This is a genomic window from Streptosporangium sp. NPDC004379, assembly GCF_042873875.1.
In the GTDB taxonomy this organism is placed as follows: domain Bacteria; phylum Actinomycetota; class Actinomycetes; order Streptosporangiales; family Streptosporangiaceae; genus Streptosporangium.
Genome location: NZ_JBIAMC010000008.1, coordinates 312,214 through 326,599, shown reverse-complemented (window position 1 = coordinate 326,599; position 14,386 = coordinate 312,214). Strand labels below are relative to the sequence as shown.

General features: G+C 71.1%; 16 protein-coding genes. 8 read left to right on the top strand and 8 right to left on the bottom strand.

Features of this window, described 5'->3' with window-relative positions:
* Nucleotides 1–27: 27 nt before the first annotated feature.
* Complete coding sequence (locus tag ACFYSC_RS20010) at nt 28–861, bottom strand: MBL fold metallo-hydrolase (RefSeq protein ID WP_389963470.1); 834 nt, start codon at nt 859–861, stop codon at nt 28–30.
* On the bottom strand, nt 855–1,430 hold the full coding sequence (locus tag ACFYSC_RS20005) for a dihydrofolate reductase family protein (protein ID WP_389963467.1): 576 nt from the start codon (nt 1,428–1,430) through the stop codon (nt 855–857). Before ACFYSC_RS20005 ends, ACFYSC_RS20010 begins: the two co-directional genes overlap by 7 nt.
* A gap of 95 nt (nt 1,431–1,525) precedes the next feature.
* Between ACFYSC_RS20005 and ACFYSC_RS20000 the strand changes: the two genes are divergently transcribed.
* The 3 genes from ACFYSC_RS20000 to ACFYSC_RS19990 all read left to right on the top strand — a co-directional run bounded on the left by ACFYSC_RS20000 (nt 1,526) and on the right by ACFYSC_RS19990 (nt 3,125).
* The gene (locus ACFYSC_RS20000; RefSeq protein ID WP_389963464.1) at nt 1,526–2,041 is read left to right on the top strand and encodes a winged helix-turn-helix transcriptional regulator; all 516 of its coding nucleotides are present in this window, start codon (nt 1,526–1,528) and stop codon (nt 2,039–2,041) included.
* 94 nt (nt 2,042–2,135) lie between these two features.
* Nucleotides 2,136–2,576 carry a GNAT family N-acetyltransferase gene (locus ACFYSC_RS19995; protein ID WP_389963461.1) on the top strand — a complete coding sequence of 147 codons (441 nt, stop codon included), beginning with the start codon at nt 2,136–2,138 and terminating at the stop codon, nt 2,574–2,576.
* Between the two features lie 261 nt (nt 2,577–2,837).
* Nucleotides 2,838–3,125: a DUF4287 domain-containing protein gene (locus ACFYSC_RS19990; RefSeq protein ID WP_389963458.1), complete on the top strand. Its 288-nt coding sequence runs from the start codon at nt 2,838–2,840 to the stop codon at nt 3,123–3,125.
* 346 nt (nt 3,126–3,471) lie between these two features.
* On the opposite strand, the gene ACFYSC_RS19985 is transcribed toward ACFYSC_RS19990, so the two are convergent.
* Both ACFYSC_RS19985 and ACFYSC_RS19980 read right to left on the bottom strand, forming a co-directional pair.
* Nucleotides 3,472–3,684: a DUF397 domain-containing protein gene (locus ACFYSC_RS19985; RefSeq protein WP_389963455.1), complete on the bottom strand. Its 213-nt coding sequence runs from the start codon at nt 3,682–3,684 to the stop codon at nt 3,472–3,474.
* Nucleotides 3,675–4,496 carry a Scr1 family TA system antitoxin-like transcriptional regulator gene (locus ACFYSC_RS19980; RefSeq protein WP_389963452.1) on the bottom strand — a complete coding sequence of 274 codons (822 nt, stop codon included), beginning with the start codon at nt 4,494–4,496 and terminating at the stop codon, nt 3,675–3,677. The genes ACFYSC_RS19985 and ACFYSC_RS19980 overlap by 10 nt, the downstream gene beginning before the upstream one ends.
* A gap of 290 nt (nt 4,497–4,786) precedes the next feature.
* On the opposite strand from ACFYSC_RS19980, the gene ACFYSC_RS19975 reads away from it, so the two are divergent.
* From ACFYSC_RS19975 to ACFYSC_RS19960, 4 genes are all read left to right on the top strand, one after another.
* On the top strand, nt 4,787–5,686 hold the full coding sequence (locus ACFYSC_RS19975) for an ATP-binding protein (RefSeq protein ID WP_389963449.1): 900 nt from the start codon (nt 4,787–4,789) through the stop codon (nt 5,684–5,686).
* Nucleotides 5,687–5,932: 246 nt separating this feature from the next.
* Nucleotides 5,933–6,352, top strand: coding sequence for a hypothetical protein (locus ACFYSC_RS19970; RefSeq protein ID WP_389963446.1), 420 nt, complete (start codon nt 5,933–5,935; stop codon nt 6,350–6,352).
* A gap of 75 nt (nt 6,353–6,427) precedes the next feature.
* Nucleotides 6,428–6,754: a VOC family protein gene (locus ACFYSC_RS19965; protein ID WP_389963443.1), complete on the top strand. Its 327-nt coding sequence runs from the start codon at nt 6,428–6,430 to the stop codon at nt 6,752–6,754.
* Between the two features lie 92 nt (nt 6,755–6,846).
* The gene (locus ACFYSC_RS19960) at nt 6,847–7,647 is read left to right on the top strand and encodes a class I SAM-dependent methyltransferase (RefSeq protein ID WP_389963440.1); all 801 of its coding nucleotides are present in this window, start codon (nt 6,847–6,849) and stop codon (nt 7,645–7,647) included.
* A 77-nt stretch (nt 7,648–7,724) separates the two neighbouring features.
* On the opposite strand, the gene ACFYSC_RS19955 is transcribed toward ACFYSC_RS19960, so the two are convergent.
* From ACFYSC_RS19955 to ACFYSC_RS19940, 4 genes are all read right to left on the bottom strand, one after another.
* On the bottom strand, nt 7,725–8,255 hold the full coding sequence (locus ACFYSC_RS19955; protein ID WP_389963437.1) for a GNAT family N-acetyltransferase: 531 nt from the start codon (nt 8,253–8,255) through the stop codon (nt 7,725–7,727).
* Between the two features lie 272 nt (nt 8,256–8,527).
* Nucleotides 8,528–9,904: a condensation domain-containing protein gene (locus ACFYSC_RS19950; RefSeq protein WP_389963434.1), complete on the bottom strand. Its 1,377-nt coding sequence runs from the start codon at nt 9,902–9,904 to the stop codon at nt 8,528–8,530.
* Nucleotides 9,901–11,679 (bottom strand): amino acid adenylation domain-containing protein, encoded by a 1,779-nt coding sequence (locus ACFYSC_RS19945; RefSeq protein ID WP_389963431.1) that lies wholly within the window; start codon nt 11,677–11,679, stop codon nt 9,901–9,903. The genes ACFYSC_RS19950 and ACFYSC_RS19945 overlap by 4 nt, the downstream gene beginning before the upstream one ends.
* Entirely contained in the window at nt 11,676–13,082 is a 1,407-nt protein-coding gene (locus ACFYSC_RS19940) for an FAD-dependent oxidoreductase (protein WP_389963428.1), read from the bottom strand. The genes ACFYSC_RS19945 and ACFYSC_RS19940 overlap by 4 nt, the downstream gene beginning before the upstream one ends.
* 313 nt (nt 13,083–13,395) lie before the next feature.
* Here ACFYSC_RS19940 and ACFYSC_RS19935 point away from each other — a divergent pair, with 313 nt between their 5' ends.
* Complete coding sequence (locus ACFYSC_RS19935; protein ID WP_362940945.1) at nt 13,396–14,148, top strand: SDR family oxidoreductase; 753 nt, start codon at nt 13,396–13,398, stop codon at nt 14,146–14,148.
* The last annotated feature ends 238 nt before the right edge of the window (nt 14,149–14,386 follow it).

Here is a 14,386-nt window from a genome sequence, read left to right as displayed (position 1 = left end):
CGGCTCCGAGGCCGCACGAGCCCGGCGCTAGCGGGGCGTCCCGTCGTGCTCGCCTCCGCGGGCGAGACGCCGGAGTTGATATTCATGCACGTCGCTCACCCACTCCCAGCCGGGCTCGGCCGATGGGCCGATCCGCGGGTCGGCGGGGACCCGGCCGTCCCGCAGCGCGAGCACGTACGCCCGGTCCAGGTCGATCCGCGCCCGTATCTGATCGGCTCCGCCGACGGACCCGTGGCCGGGGACGACGACGTCGGCACCGCCCGCCATCTCCTCGATCAGGTCCAGCGCGGCGAGATGGTCCTCGACCGGGTCGGCGGCGTCCGGGTCGAGCATCGGAACCAGGACGTCGGAGAGCATGTCTCCGGCGACGAGGACCCCGCGCTCCTCGATCAGCAGGGCCGCATGGCCCGGGGCGTGCGCCTGATGCTCGATGATCCGGATCCTGGGGCCGTCCCAGGAGATCTCTGTGGTTTCGGCGGGCAGGCCGGTGATGCGGCCGAGGAGGTCGAGCGGCACCTGCCCGGCGACCTCCGTCTCCAGCAGGTGGTCGGCGACGCGGTCTTTCGCACCCGCGTCCGACAGCTGATCCCGTACGGTGGCCGCGCAGCGCGCCGTGCCGTACCGGGGGACCTCGCCGAGCCGTTCGTGCCAGAGCAGGTGGTCCCAGTCCGGATGCGTGGAGAACCCCGCCACGACGGATAGGCCCGCCTCACGGAGGTCGTCCGCGAGGCATTCGATCTCGGCGCCGGTCACCCCGGGGTCGATGAGCAGCACCCCGTCCCGGCCCCGCACGACGACGGCGTTGCTCCGCACGAACTCGCTCTGGTGGACCCACACGCCCTCCGCGACCCGCGTCAGCATGCGCTCATCTCCTTCGTGTCCCGGACGGCGTAGTGGTGCATCGTGACGCCGTGGGCGAACGATCGCTGCTCCAGGAGGTCGAGATCGATGGGCCGGTCGTAGTCGTCGAACAGCGGCCTGCCGAAGCCGAGGATCGAGGGATGGGTGAAGAGCAACAGCTCGTCGAGCAGACCGGCGCGGAGCAGCTGCGTCGCGAGCATCGCTCCGCCCACCCCGATGGTGCCGTCGGTCCGGGCACGCAGAGCGGCGAGCTGCTCGATCGCGTCGTCCCCGCCGATGACCCGGGTGCCGTGACCGGCGTCGCGGCGGGTGCGGGAGACGAGCACCTTGGGCGTCGTGGTCCAGATCTCGCCGTATTCACGCAGGACGTCAGGCAGCGACGCGTCCTCGCGTGCCCGCGGCCAGTACTCCTCCATGGTCTCGTACATGACCCGGCCCTGGACCATCATCGCGAGCGCCCGTGCCCGCGCGTTGAACTCGCGGTGCAGGTCCTCGTCGATGCGAAGCCACTCGCCGGCGCCGTCGTCCCCCGGGACCTGCTCGATCCGCAGGTCGAGGGACACGTTCATCCAATACAGGAAACGGCCCATCATCTCCCCATCCCCATAGTGATTGCATTTCGCAACCACTATATTGGGGGCGAAACGCCTGTCAAGGAGGAGTCGTGGAACCACGGTCCGGATGCCCGGTCAACGCCGCCGTCGAGATACTCGGAGATCGCTGGTCGCTGCTCGTGCTGCGCGACGTCATCTTCGGTGACCGCCGGCACTTCCGTGCGCTGCTCACCGGATCGATCGAGGGCATCGCCTCGAACATCCTCGCCGACCGCCTCAAACGGCTCATCGACGCGGGGATCCTCACCCGCGGCACCGCGGCCCGCGGACAGCGCGCACGCTTCAGCCTCACCGAGGCCGGCATCCAGACCCTGCCGATCATCTACGCCCTCGGCAACTGGGGCCTCGACTGGAGATCCGGCAGCGCCGAGCTCCGAATCCGGCAGCAGATCATGCGCGACGAGGGCCCGGCGTTCGTCGAGGAGCTCATGGACGAGCTCCGCGTCCGCCACCTCGACGCCCCACCGAAACCGCACGACGGTCCGGGCGCGTTCGAGCGACTCGACGCCGCCTACACCGCCACCGCGGGGCGGACAGGCGAGGACCCGGCCGCACCTCATCCATGATCATCACGACTTCGATCGGCGTAGCCGGGGAGGCCTCCCCGGCTACGCTTGACGCGTCGCTTCATGCCGGGAACATCAAGGAGACCCGTAATTGGTGATCATCGCTCAGGAGACGTCGTTCGACGAGGCCGAGGTGCGTGAGCTCTACGACTCGGTCGGCTGGCACCCGTGGACGCGCGACGTCGCCCGGGTGTGCCGGAGCCTGGCCGGCTCGCACCTGGTCGTCACCGCCAGGGACGAGTCGGGCCGCCTGCTCGGCCTGGCACGGACGGTGTCCGACGACGAGGTCGTCTGCTATGTGCAGGAACTGCTGGTCAACGCCCGGTACCACGGCAAGGGCGTCGGCCGCCGGTTGCTGGAGCACCTCAAGGACCGGTACGCGCACTGCCGCTACTTCGTCCTCACCACCGACCACGAATCCACCCCCGAAGGCCCCGCCAATCACGCCTTCTACCGGCGCCTCGGACTGATCGAGCACCACGAGCAGGGCCTGTCGGCCTTCGGCCTGCGGGTACGCGACCCGAAGAGCCTCTGAAGCAGCCCTTGGGCGGGCGCGGAGGTCACCTTCCTCTCGCCATGGCAGGCGCGTCACAGGGCCACAGCGGGACGTCGCCTTGCTCGGGGCCGTGAGCGGGCCGCTGTCTCTTCGTGAAGGAACACGGCCCGTGACGGCGAACGGCCGAATCGACGGCTTCACCCGGAACGATATGAAAGAACTCCGGTCATGGACCCGCCCATCGGACAAACCGCTATCAGCGGGCTAGCATGGGGCGCTGCACCATAGAACGGAGAAATCATGTCATTTCAGGCATACCTTGACAATATTGAGGAAAAGACCGGGCTGACGCCGCGCGAGTTCATCACCCTGGCGAAGGAACGCGGCTTCGACGCCCCGGCCACGAAGGCCGGAGTGATCATCGATTGGCTGAAGCAGGACTACGATCTCGGCCGTGGACACGCGATGGCGCTGGTACACGTGATCAAGAAGGGGCCGCAGATCGACGCCAAGCACGTCGGCAGTTCGGGTTCCCACCGCGACGAATCCGACGTGCTGTGGCTGGACGGCAAGAACAACCGGCCCTGACGAGCCGGCCCGCCCCGGCCTCCGGACGACCGGACCGGTGACCGCCGGTACGGGCTCCGGGCCTTTTCCGAAGGCACGAAGCGTCCGAGGTCACGGACCTCTTCAAGGACCGAATGCCCGGCGCCCCTCCCCCGCGCCACGGACCGCCCGCCGTACGGCCTGCTTCCGCGTACGGCCCGGCCGCGACGACCGGGAGGACCACGACGGCCCCCAGGAAGGCTCCTCCTGGGGGCCGTCGTCATGCCCGGCCCTTGGATTCCCCCACGAACGACACCATGTCCCGCCTCATGGTTCCCAGCGGATGCGGCGCACACGGCCACACCGGGGCCTCCCTCGCGTTCGAGGGTCAGAAGTCGAACTCGCCCTTCTTCGCGCCGTCGATGAACGCGTCCCACACACTCGCGCTCACCACGAACGGCGCCCGCCCCGGAGCCTCGGTGTCACGCAACCCGACCCGCCCACCGGACAACGGAGCCACCTCCAGGCAGTTGCCCTGGTTGGACCCGCTCTTGGTGGCCTTGCGCCAGGCGGCGGTCTTCAGCTCGTCGCTCAGCTCCACAGTTTCTCCGCCTCTCTGATCAGGGTGAGGGACACGTGCCGGGGCTGCGCCTCGGCACGCAGGATGTCGTATCTGCTGCGCACAGCATCGACGTCCTCCGGGCGGCTTGTCACGTGCCCGTTGATCGTCGATTCGATGTACGCCGCGTCCGAGTCCTCCGGAAGCTGCGCGATCACGAAGCCGCCGAGAATGCCCGTCGTCACCCCCAGGGTCAGGGGAATGACCTGGACGCCGATCCGCGGCGACTCTACCGCCTCCAGAATCGCCTGGAGTTGACGGCGCATGGCTTTCCTCCCGCCGATCAGGCGGTGAAGGACTCCTTCGTCGATGATCGCCCGGAAAAGCGGCGGCTTGGTCCGGTTGAAGATCTGCTGCCTTTCCATTCGGGCGGCGACGGCCTTTTCCACCTGCTCATCGGATATGCCCGGCTCGCCGCGAATGACGGCCCGCGCGTACTCCTCGGTCTGCAGCAGGCCGGGGAAGACCAGGGGCTCCCAGGTGTGCAGGGTGTGCGCGTCCTGCTCGATGTCCAGCCAGCCGCGGAACCACCGGGGACTGGCGTCCCGGGTGATCTGCGACCAGAGCCGGATGAGGTTCCCGTTCGCGTCCAGGGCATCGTCGCAGCGTTGGGCCAGGTTACGGCTGGGGGTGCGCTCGCCCCGCTCGATGAAGCTCAGCAGGCTCCGGCTGAACTGCGTCGCCTCGGCGAGCGCCTGCTGGGTGAACCCGGCTCGCTTGCGGTGCTTGCACAGCTCGTTGCCGAAGAACATCCACGGCTTTAGGGGGAGGCCGGCTTTGGAGTATTCCGACATCTTTCCTCCATCGGGAAAAGGGGGGTATATCCCGGCGCGCGGACGTCACAGCAATGACACAAAGTGTCACGGGTGTGTGCCTGGGGTTCCATACCCAAAGTAGTGGCCCGAGGGCACCCTGTGAAGGGAAACGTCTCGCGTGAGATCCCACGTGGAGGCCCTTTCGCCTCTCTAGAAGAGTCGCCTTCTGGATCTCCGAGAGAACCGGCGGAAATGTCAGGAAAAAGGAGGAACTAATGGCCGTCGAAAGAGCGGATCCGACCGGTCCGGGCGATCGACCCGGCCGTTCCGTGGGCACGGGTTTATCACCTTCCGGCAACCCCCACGCGAGCGAGCCGGACCACCCCGAACCGCCCTCCGCACCCGCGCCTCAGGGTGCCTCCGCACCCCCGCACCAGAGTGACCGTCTCCGGCCGGAGCGCCCCGAGCCGTCCGCTCCACCCCCGGCCCGGCGCGGACGGCACCGGCACGGCGCACCCGTCACGGCGGCCCGGCCTCACCCCTGGGACGGCGCCCACCGCGACTCCGCCCGGCGCCTGGACGAGGCCGAGCCCGCCTGGACCGTCTGGTACGGCGTCGGCACCCGCCGCTTCTACGCCGTCGCCGCCTGGCCCGCCCCGGAACCGCTGATCGTGCACGCCGCAGGGACCGACGGACTGCGCCGCCTGATGCGCGGCGCCGAACGCGCCGCCGGACCGTACCCCTCCCTCGCCGCTCCGGCCGGTCCGAATGGGGGCCGGACCACTCCCCTGTCGGCACCCGTCCCGCCGTCACTCCCGGAAGACGCCATGCCCGTGACGCCGTACGGCCCGCGCGCCGCGCAGTGGACGCTCCCCCACGACCTGTCGGTCATCGGCAAGACGCGCGGGCTGGTGCAGGAGATGCTCACCGCCTGGGGCCTCGGCCGCCTCGCCGACGACGTGGTCCTGGCGGCCGGCGAACTGCTGGCCAACACCATCTCCTATGGCGAGCCGCTGGTCCGGCTCACCCTCCGTGCGGAGGACGGGACGCTGTGGATCGAGGTGGCCGACCGCGGCCCCGAACTACCTCGCCGCCTGAACCTCGGACCCGACGCCGTCCACGGCCGCGGCCTGATCATCGTCGAAGCCCTCTCCGACGCCTTCGGCGTCACCCCACTCCCCGACACCCCCGGCAAAACCGTCTGGGCCCGCTGGGACCTTCCGCGGTGAAGAGCCCCGGTAGGGGTGATACCGCGCCGGCTGTCCAGAGTGGTGCCCGTCCATCGATCCGCCTCCATGACGGACCGCGCACCGGCACTTCCAGCGGCGGAAAGAATCCGGCTCAGGCGTCGAGAAGGTGATCCGTCATGGAACGTTCAATTCGAGTCGGCCGTCCAACCGATCATGAAACTTCGACATCCGAAGCGCTCGCTCGCTCTGCTGTGTGCTCTGGCGGCGCCGGTGTTGTACGCCGGAGTGACCCTGATCGCACTCCAGTCGGCCGTCCGGGCGGGGCTCGACTCCATGTACGAAAATCCACTGCTGCCGAGCCAGCTGGACGGGGAGATCGCGTCGGCGCGGAGAATGTTGCTCGGCATCGCTCTCATCCTCGCCGTCGAGGCGGCCGTATTGGCCGTATCGGGTGGCCGGCTGAACCGTCGATCCACCGTCGGGGGCCTCGTGCTGTGCACGGCCGTCGGCACGGCATACCTGTTCACTCTCGTGCTGGCTCTGTTGAGCACTTACGTGATCTTGTTTTATTTCGCCCTCGACGTCGTTCTCGGGTCTCTTTTCCCAGGCTGGTACTTTCCCGTGCTGATCGCCATCGCCGTCATGGCCGTCACCGCGCTGGCCGTCTGGTTGTCCGCCGCGGTCAGGAGGTTCCCCGCCTCCTGACCCTCACCGGCCGCCTCCGGTCGTACCGCGTCGTGCATGACGCGCCGGCGAACGGGCAGTCGGTGAGGCATGGCCATGACTCGACTGCTCGCGCAGATGACGATCGTCGACCTCGAACGCGCCATCGGATGGTATGCGAAGCTGTTCGGCAGGGACGCCGACGCCCGGCCCATGGACGGCATGGCCGAGTGGCATCTGGCTCCGAACTTCGGCGTGCAGCTGTGGGAGGACGCCGAACGCGCCGGACGTTCGACGATGGTCGTGGACGAGTCCGACCTGGACGCCCTCGCCGACAGGCTGACACGTGAGGGTATAGATCACGGAGTCCGGCAGGTCACCGCCTCACGCATCCTCGTCGTGACCGACCCCGACGGCAACGGCATCGTGTTCTCGGGGGCATGACCCCGGCGACATGAGGTGCGCCCGGAGTGTCAGGTGACGCGACGGAGGACAAACCGTTTGCCCGGGGCGAACGGGGCACAGCATGATCGAGTATGGCTGTGACGAGGGAACTGCTGCTCGCCTACTACGGGCAGGACAGGGAGGACGGCCGGCTTCGTACGGGGCACGGCCGGCTGGAGCTCTGGCGGACGCAGGACGTGCTGCGCCGTACGCTGCCCCCGGCTCCGGCCCGGGTGCTGGACGTGGGCGGCGGCACCGGGGTGCACGCCGAGTGGCTGGCCGCCGACGGCTACGACGTCGAACTGCTGGACCCGGTGCCCCTGCACGTGGAGCGGGCCTCGAAGCTGGCCGGGGTGACGGCGCGGCCGGGTGACGCGCGGGAACTGCCGGTGCCGGACGCGAGCGTGGACGCGGTGCTGCTCCTGGGCCCGCTCTACCACCTGACCGAACGCGCCGACCGGGTGCGGGCGCTGGCAGAGGCCCGGCGCGCGGTACGGCCCGGCGGCACGGTGGCCGCCGCGACCATCAACCGCCACTCGGCCGTGCACGACATGGTCCTCACCGGCTTCTACGCCCAGGAGCAGCCGCGGGAGACGGCGCACGCGGCGGTGCGGGACGGGCACATCGTCTCCCCCGGCCACGGTTTCCCCGCCTACCTCCACGACCCCGAGGACATTCCCGGAGAGTTCGCCGACGCGGGTCTCCCGGGCGCCGAGCGGTACGGGCTGGAAGGCGCCTTCTGGCTGTACGGAGACGTCGACGACTGGCTCGATGACCCGGAACGTCGTCGGCTCCTGCTCGACGCCCAGCGGTCGATGGAGTCGGTGCCCTCGCTCCTGGGGGTCAGCGCCCACCTGCTGACCGTCGCCCGGCGTCCCCGGGCCGACGCCTGACCGTACGGGCCGGGTTTCCGTGCGCCGAGGCGGTCACCCGGTCTGCTCGTCACAGACCGGGCTAGGCGCGGTCTGCGTCACAGACCGGGGCCGGGCACGGTTCGCACGAGCTCCATGAGGGCGATCGGAGGACCCTCGCCGAAGTCGTGGTCGTGTCGCCTGCCGGTCTCGCCGAAACCGTGCTTGGCGTAGAAACGGCGCGCCTGGGGTGAATCCCGGAGCGTCCACAGGTGCACGCGGTCGTAGCCGCCCTCCCTCAGCCGGCCCAGTGTGGCGACCAGCAGGGCCGCCGCGAGACCGCTGCCCCAGACGTCCGGGTGGGCGAAGAAGGTGTGGATCTCCGCGAGACCGGGATCGGAGGAGGCCCCGAAGCGGGCGAAGGCTCCCGGGCGACCGTCCATGACCGCGATCAGGATCGTGTCCTCGTCCTCCGCCCTGTCCTCGGCCAGGATGGCGTTCCACTTGGTGCGCCGCTCCTGGACACCGGCGGCGGCGACCTCCGGCGTGCACAGCGGGCCGTGCGAGACGCCCCAGGAGGTCGCGTGGATCTCGCCGAGGACGTCCCCGTCGCCGGGCCCCGCCTCACGGATCTTGATCATGCCCTTCATGGAGGAGACCCTACGCGGTGGGGTCGAGGGATGGGCTTCGCCCTTCGGGTCACCGGGGGTACGGTCAGCGGCCGGTCACGCCTCCGGCCTACCGCACGCCGGGCCGGCCGGTCGATCTCGTGGGGAAGCCGGGCGCGCGGACGCGCCGGGGCCGTCGTATGGACGGCCCCGGCGCGGTGTGCCGGAGTGCGGAGGGCGGGATCGGTCCTCCTCGGCGGGGGCGCGGAGGGCGGGGGTCTGCCCTCCTCACCGGAAGGCGGGGCGGGCCGGGGTCAGCCCTCTTCGCCGGAGGGGAGGACCAGGCGGCGCAGCGCGGCGCCGAACGACGTCACCATGTCGTCGATGGTGGCGGGGTCGAAGAGGTTGCTGTTGTAGGCCATGGAACCGACGATCTCACCGCCGGGTTCGAGCTCCAGGTGCCACATCGCGCCGTCCGGGATGTCGCCGCCCACCGGCTGCGACAGCAGCCGCCTGCGGATCACCGAGTACTCCAGATCCCCGGCGGTGCCGCGCTCGGAGGGGAACGGCGACCGGAACACCTGGAAGGCGACCAGGGCCATGTCGTCCTGCATCACCGGCAGCATGAGCTCCGGGGCCTGCTGGAGGACCTGGCCGAACGGGATGTCGTGGGAGTAGGCCTGGACGCAGCTCGTCCGGACCCGGGTGACGACGTCGCGGAAGTCGTCGCAGCCGGTCAGGTCCGTCCGCAGCGGCATGAAGTTGAAGAACGACCCCACGGTCTCGTGGAACCGCGCCGGGCCCCGGCCGGAGGAGAAGGTCGGGATGACGACGTCGTCGGTCCCGGTCTTCTCCTGGAGGAACCGCACGTAGGCGGCGAGCAGCACCATGAACGGCGAGCAGCGGGTCTCCTTGCCGATCCGCTGGACGGCCGAGGTGACGTCTGCGGGAAAGGTGAAGCGCCGCCAGCCGGTCAGCTTGGGCAGGCCGGCCGAGTGGGGGTGGTCGGTCCTCGTGCCCAGCATGTGGGCGCCGTCCAACTTCTCCCGCCAGTACGCCTGCGCCTTGCCCAGCCACTGCGGGTCCACGCCGGAGCGCTCCCAGGCGACGTAGTCGCGGTACTGCGGCACATCGGGCAGTTCGGCGTCGTGCCCGCTCCGGACCGCGTACCGGGCGGCCAGGTCGCGCATGAGGACCCGCATCGACCACTCGTCGACGGCGGTGTGGTGGGCCATCAGCGCGAGCACCGCGTCGCGCTCGTCGAACCGGCCGACCACGGCGCGCAGCAGCGGCAGGTCGCTCATCGGGTACGGCTCGGCCTCGACCTCGTTGAGCAGCTGCTCGGCGGCCAGCTCGCGGTCGGCGAGGGCGAGGCCGGACAGGTCGCGGACGTCGAGCCGCGCCAGGCCGGGCGGGGCGATCAGCTGGTGGCCGTCCTCGCCTCGGCGGATCTCGGTGCGCAGGGCCTCGTGCCGGGCGACGACGTCGTGCAGGGCCCGCTGCAGGGCGGCCGGGTCGAGGGGCCCGGTGAGCCGCCAGCCGCAGACGATGGTGTAGCGGGGGCCGAACGGCCCCTCCTCGTCTCCCTTGTCGAACGCGCGCAGGAACTCCTGGTTGAACGACAGGGGGACGCGGTCCGGCCCGTCGCTCGTGATGTCGGCGGTCAGGCTTGGCACCTCGGAAACGCTCATTGCTCCTGGCTCCTCATGCCGGCGTGCTGCTTGCTTCGTGGGGTGGGGGTTGCGTCGTCGGGCCGGGGTCTCGCCGTCGGCCCAGGGCCGGGCGCGGGCGGTTCGGGGATCGCCGCCAGGCGGCGCAGCGTGTCGCGGTCCGCCTTGCCGCCGGCAGTGCGCGGCAGGCGGCCGACGACGGTGAAGGTCACGGGCGGCGTGGCCCGGCCGAACCACCGGCGCAGGGCGGCCCGCCAGGCGGCCGGCGTCGCGTCGCCGGCCGCGGGGTCGCGCGGCACGATGTAGGCGGCCAGGCCGGCGACCTGCCGGTGTCTGCCGGGAACGGCCACCACCGCGCACTCGGCCACCGAGTCGTGCGCGGCCAGCGCCGACTCGACGTCGCCGAGTTCGAGGCGGACGCCGTTGACCTTCACCTGGTGGTCGCGGCGGCCGTGGAACTCCAGCAGCCCGTCCTCGGTGCGGCGTCCCCGGTCGCCGGTGCGGTAGAAGCGGTCCGGCCCGTGCGCGCCCGGCGGCGGCCGGAAGCCCGACAGGTCCCCGGCCGCCGCGCCGACGTATCCCGGCGTGACGTACGGGCTGCGGACGACCAGGTCGCCGACGGCTCCGTCGGGGCAGGGCCGGTCCCGGCCGTCCAGCACCAGGATGTCCCGGCCGGGGATGGGCCGGCCGATCGGGACGCGGTCGCCCTCCGTCCCGGTCACCTCGTGCCAGGCCGCCAGGATCGACTCGGTGGGGCCGTACAGGTTGACCAGCCGTACGGCGGGCAGCGCCGCGCGGACGCCGTCCGCCAGCTCGCCGGTCAGCGCCTCCCCGGCCAGCAGGAGGCAGCCGAGCGAGGCGGGCGGCCGCGCGCCGGGGGCGGTGACGGCCTCCAGCAGGCGGCGGGCGAAGCTCGGGACCGTCTGCAGGTGCGTGACGCCCTCGGAGGCGAGCCAGGCGGCGAGCTTCTCCGGGTTGGCCCGCAGCTTCGCCGGGACCGGGCAGAGGGTCGCGCCCGAGGTGAGCGGGGCGAACATCTCCACCAGGCTCGCGTCGTAGCCGGGCGCCGCCCACTGGGCCACCCTGGCTCCGGGGCCGATCCGGAATTCCGCGGCGAACCAGTCCATGAACTGGGCGAAGCCACGGTGGGTCTGGGGGATGCCCTTGGGACGGCCGGTGGAGCCGGAGGTGTAGGTGACGTACATCCACCCGTCCAGCCGGTCGTCCGCCCGCCCGTCCGGGTGGCCGCCCGCCGCGTCCGCCGTCTCCGGGGTCTCCCCCGCCACGAGGTCCGCGTCCGCACCGGTCCGGACATCCCCGCCTGTTCCCGGTGACGGCACGGGTGACGCCGCGGAGCCCGGGGACGGCCCGGCGTCCAGGACCGTTCCGCCCAGGGCGTCGCGGTACCAGGTCAGGAGGTCGTCCCCGGCCGGGGCGGCCCCGTCGAGCAGCAGGAACGCCGGCCGCAGGTCCTCAAGGACCGCCCTGCTGCGCCCGCCCGCCTCGGAGGTGTCGAGGCAGAGCAGGTGGCCGCCGGCGGCGAGGACGCCGAGCGCCGCCGCCGCCAGGCCGGGTCCCGGGTCCATCCGCACCGCCACCGGCAGGCCGCGCACCCCGCCGGCGTCCCGCAGGACGCCGGCGACCGCGTCGGCCCGCCGCAGCAGGTCGCGGTAGGAGACTCCTCGTCCCTCCCCGGTGACGGCGACCGCGTCGGGGGTCGCCCGGGCGTGCCGCCGTACCAGCTCATGGACCGGCCGCCCGGTGAAGACGGCGGCCGTCACCGGGGAGGCGGTCACGACACCGACGCCTTGGGCTTCTCCGCCGGCGTGGACGGGCTGCGGCGCGGCTGCGCGGCCGGCTTGCCCCAGGGCAGGGCGTTCCACAGGATGCGGGCGAGCATCTTCGGCCGCATCAGCGCCTCGGGACCGTCGATCAGGCCGGCGCCGCGCATGTAGGCGGCGGCGACCACGCCGTCGCGGGTGGCGGCGGTCTGCACCAGGTTCAGGAACGCCTGGGCCGCGCGGAGCTGCGGGGTGCGCTGCCCCTCGACGCCGGGGAAGCTGAGGTCCACGGTGTGGGTCATCTCCCACGGCTGGTCGATGACGTTGCGCGACAGGTCGGAGAAGTACTGGAAGGGGTCGGGGGCCGCGCCGGTGTGCAGGTGCTGGCGGATGACCAGCGCGCTGAGCGCGGCGACGGTCATGCCCTGGGCGTACACCGGGTTGAAGCAGCACACCGCGTCGCCGGTGACCAGCAGGCCGTCGGGGAAGCGGGTCATCTTCTCGTAGTGGCGGCGCAGGGTCGTGGGGAAGCGGAACGCCACCGGCTCGTCCAGCGGCTCGGCGTGCTGCAGGGCGTCGTAGATGTCGGGCACCGCGAGCGACTTGATCCACTCGTACAGGCCCTCCTGGGTGGTCGGCGGGTGGTCGCCCAGGATGCCGTAGGTGGTCAGCTCGACCCGGTCGCCGTCGGTCTTGGTGAAGATGGCGCCGCGGGGCAGCTCGGGCGAGGCGACCGGGTTGATGGACAGGTCGCCGTGGTAGGGGTCGGCGGTCAGGCGGTAGTGCTGGGTGACGTAGCCCAGACCGATCTTCGTCCGCTCCTCCTCGACCCGGGCGTAGCCCAGGGCCTCCAGCCAGATGGGGGTGCGCGAGCCACGGCCGGTGGCGTCGACCACGAGGTCGGCGTCGATGACCTTCTCGCCGGCGCCCTCCTCCTCCAGCGGCTGCACCCGCACGCCGGTGACCCGGCTGTTGTCGGGCGTGGTCTCCAGGCCGAGGATGTCGTGCCGCTCGGCGAAGGCGATGTTGGTCAGCGCCCGGGTCCGCTCACGGATGTGGTGCTCCAGCTTGGGACGGCTGGCGGCCACGCACACCAGGCCGGCGTGCTGCTGCTTGATGGGCTTGCCGTGGAAGTACCAGCGGACGTTCCCGGCGAGGTCGCCGGTGGGCACGCCGTCGGCGAACAGCTCCTCGGTGATCCCCGGGTACAGCTCCTCCATGACCTGCTGGCCGCGGGCCAGCAGTCCGTTGATGTGGCGGCTCTGCGGGCAACCCCGGCGCGGCCCCTCCACTCCGATCAGGACGTCGCGGTCGACGATGAGCACCTCGTCATAGGCGTCGGCGAGCACCCGGGCCGCGAACAGCCCAGCGAGGCTTCCACCGAGCACCACCGCACGGGTCTTTGCCACATCACCCATTGGAGCGCCTCCTCGGCTCAAGATTTCCTTCAGCGATCCGTCGTCGCCCGCCGGTCCCGTACGGCCGGCCGGGGCGCCCGCCCTTCTCCGTGAGACGGGCGGTCCGCTGCTCTATCCGCTACAGCGTCACATCCGGAATTACACCGGGCATCTTCTGGAATGCTGCCTGGCGGACCCGGAAGGACGGGGATCCGGCGGACCGGAAAGGAGGCGCGGCATGCCGCCGTAAAGACGATCGAGAAAGGCGCTCCGGAAGAAGGAGGAGCGCAATTCCGAGGATGTCGCGGAAGCACCCGCGTGTGATTCTGACCGCATGACGGAGTTTGCGAACAGAACAGTTCTCATCACCGGTGGCGGCAGCGGCATGGGCCTCGCCACGGCGCAGAAGCTCCTGGCGGCGGGCGCGCAGGTCGTGATCGCCGGTCGCAGCCAGGAGCGCCTGGACAAGGCGGTCGAGGAGCTCGGCGCGGGTGACCGCGTCCTGGCCGTGGCGGCCGACGTCTCCCGCACCGAGGACCTCGACCGGCTCTTCTCCCTCATCGGGGAGCGGTTCGGCCGGCTGGACGGCGTCTTCGCCAACGCGGGGATCGCCGACTTCGCCCCCAGCGCCGGTGTCACCGAGGAGGGCTTCGACGCCCTGGTGGGCGTCAACTTCAAGGGCGTGTACTTCACCATCGCCAAGGCGGCGGCCCTGATGGGCGACGGCGGCGCGATCGTGATCAACGGCTCCTGGCTGGCCCACCGCGGCCTGGCGTTCACCTCGGTGTACGCGGCGACCAAGGCCGCGGTCATCAACCTGGTCCGCACCCTCTCCCCCGACCTGGCGGCCAAGGGCATCCGGGTCAACGCGATCAGCCCCGGCTACATCGTGACCGAGATGTTCGAGGGGATCTCCAACACCCCCGAGGCGCAGGAGGCGTGCCGCGCGCAGGTGGCGCTGGGCCGGCTGGGCGCGGCCGAGGACGTCGCGGACGCCGCGCTGTTCCTGCTGTCGCCCCGCTCCTCCTACATCACCGGCCAGGAGCTCGCGGTGGACGGCGGTCTCACGACCTCCGTCCCCATGTGATCCGCCGAAGAACCGCTTCGAGCCGTTCCGCGAGGACCGTCGGGCGTTTCCGGGGAGGCGGCGGCGCCCGCCGTCTCCCCGCACTCTCCGCGAAATCCGTGAAATCTGTGCAGCCCGCGAAAGCTGTGCAATCGGTGAAGCGGCCGGACATGACGTCCGGCCGCTTTCTCGTGCGTCACGTTTCCGTGTGCCGCATCCGCCGCATCCGCCGCATCCGCCGTTTCGGATGACGGATGAC

Coding starts and splice junctions, on each gene's coding strand:
- ACFYSC_RS19980 (WP_389963452.1), bottom strand. CDS start 4,496: ATGTCGGAATACTCCAAAGCCGGCCTCCCCCTAAAGCCGTGGATGTTC.
- ACFYSC_RS19940 (WP_389963428.1), bottom strand. CDS start 13,082: ATGGGTGATGTGGCAAAGACCCGTGCGGTGGTGCTCGGTGGAAGCCTC.
- ACFYSC_RS19990 (WP_389963458.1), top strand. CDS start 2,838: ATGTCATTTCAGGCATACCTTGACAATATTGAGGAAAAGACCGGGCTG.
- ACFYSC_RS19965 (WP_389963443.1), top strand. CDS start 6,428: ATGACTCGACTGCTCGCGCAGATGACGATCGTCGACCTCGAACGCGCC.
- ACFYSC_RS19955 (WP_389963437.1), bottom strand. CDS start 8,255: ATGAAGGGCATGATCAAGATCCGTGAGGCGGGGCCCGGCGACGGGGAC.
- ACFYSC_RS20005 (WP_389963467.1), bottom strand. CDS start 1,430: ATGAACGTGTCCCTCGACCTGCGGATCGAGCAGGTCCCGGGGGACGAC.
- ACFYSC_RS19950 (WP_389963434.1), bottom strand. CDS start 9,904: ATGAGCGTTTCCGAGGTGCCAAGCCTGACCGCCGACATCACGAGCGAC.
- ACFYSC_RS19960 (WP_389963440.1), top strand. CDS start 6,847: ATGGCTGTGACGAGGGAACTGCTGCTCGCCTACTACGGGCAGGACAGG.
- ACFYSC_RS20010 (WP_389963470.1), bottom strand. CDS start 861: ATGCTGACGCGGGTCGCGGAGGGCGTGTGGGTCCACCAGAGCGAGTTC.
- ACFYSC_RS19935 (WP_362940945.1), top strand. CDS start 13,396: ATGACGGAGTTTGCGAACAGAACAGTTCTCATCACCGGTGGCGGCAGC.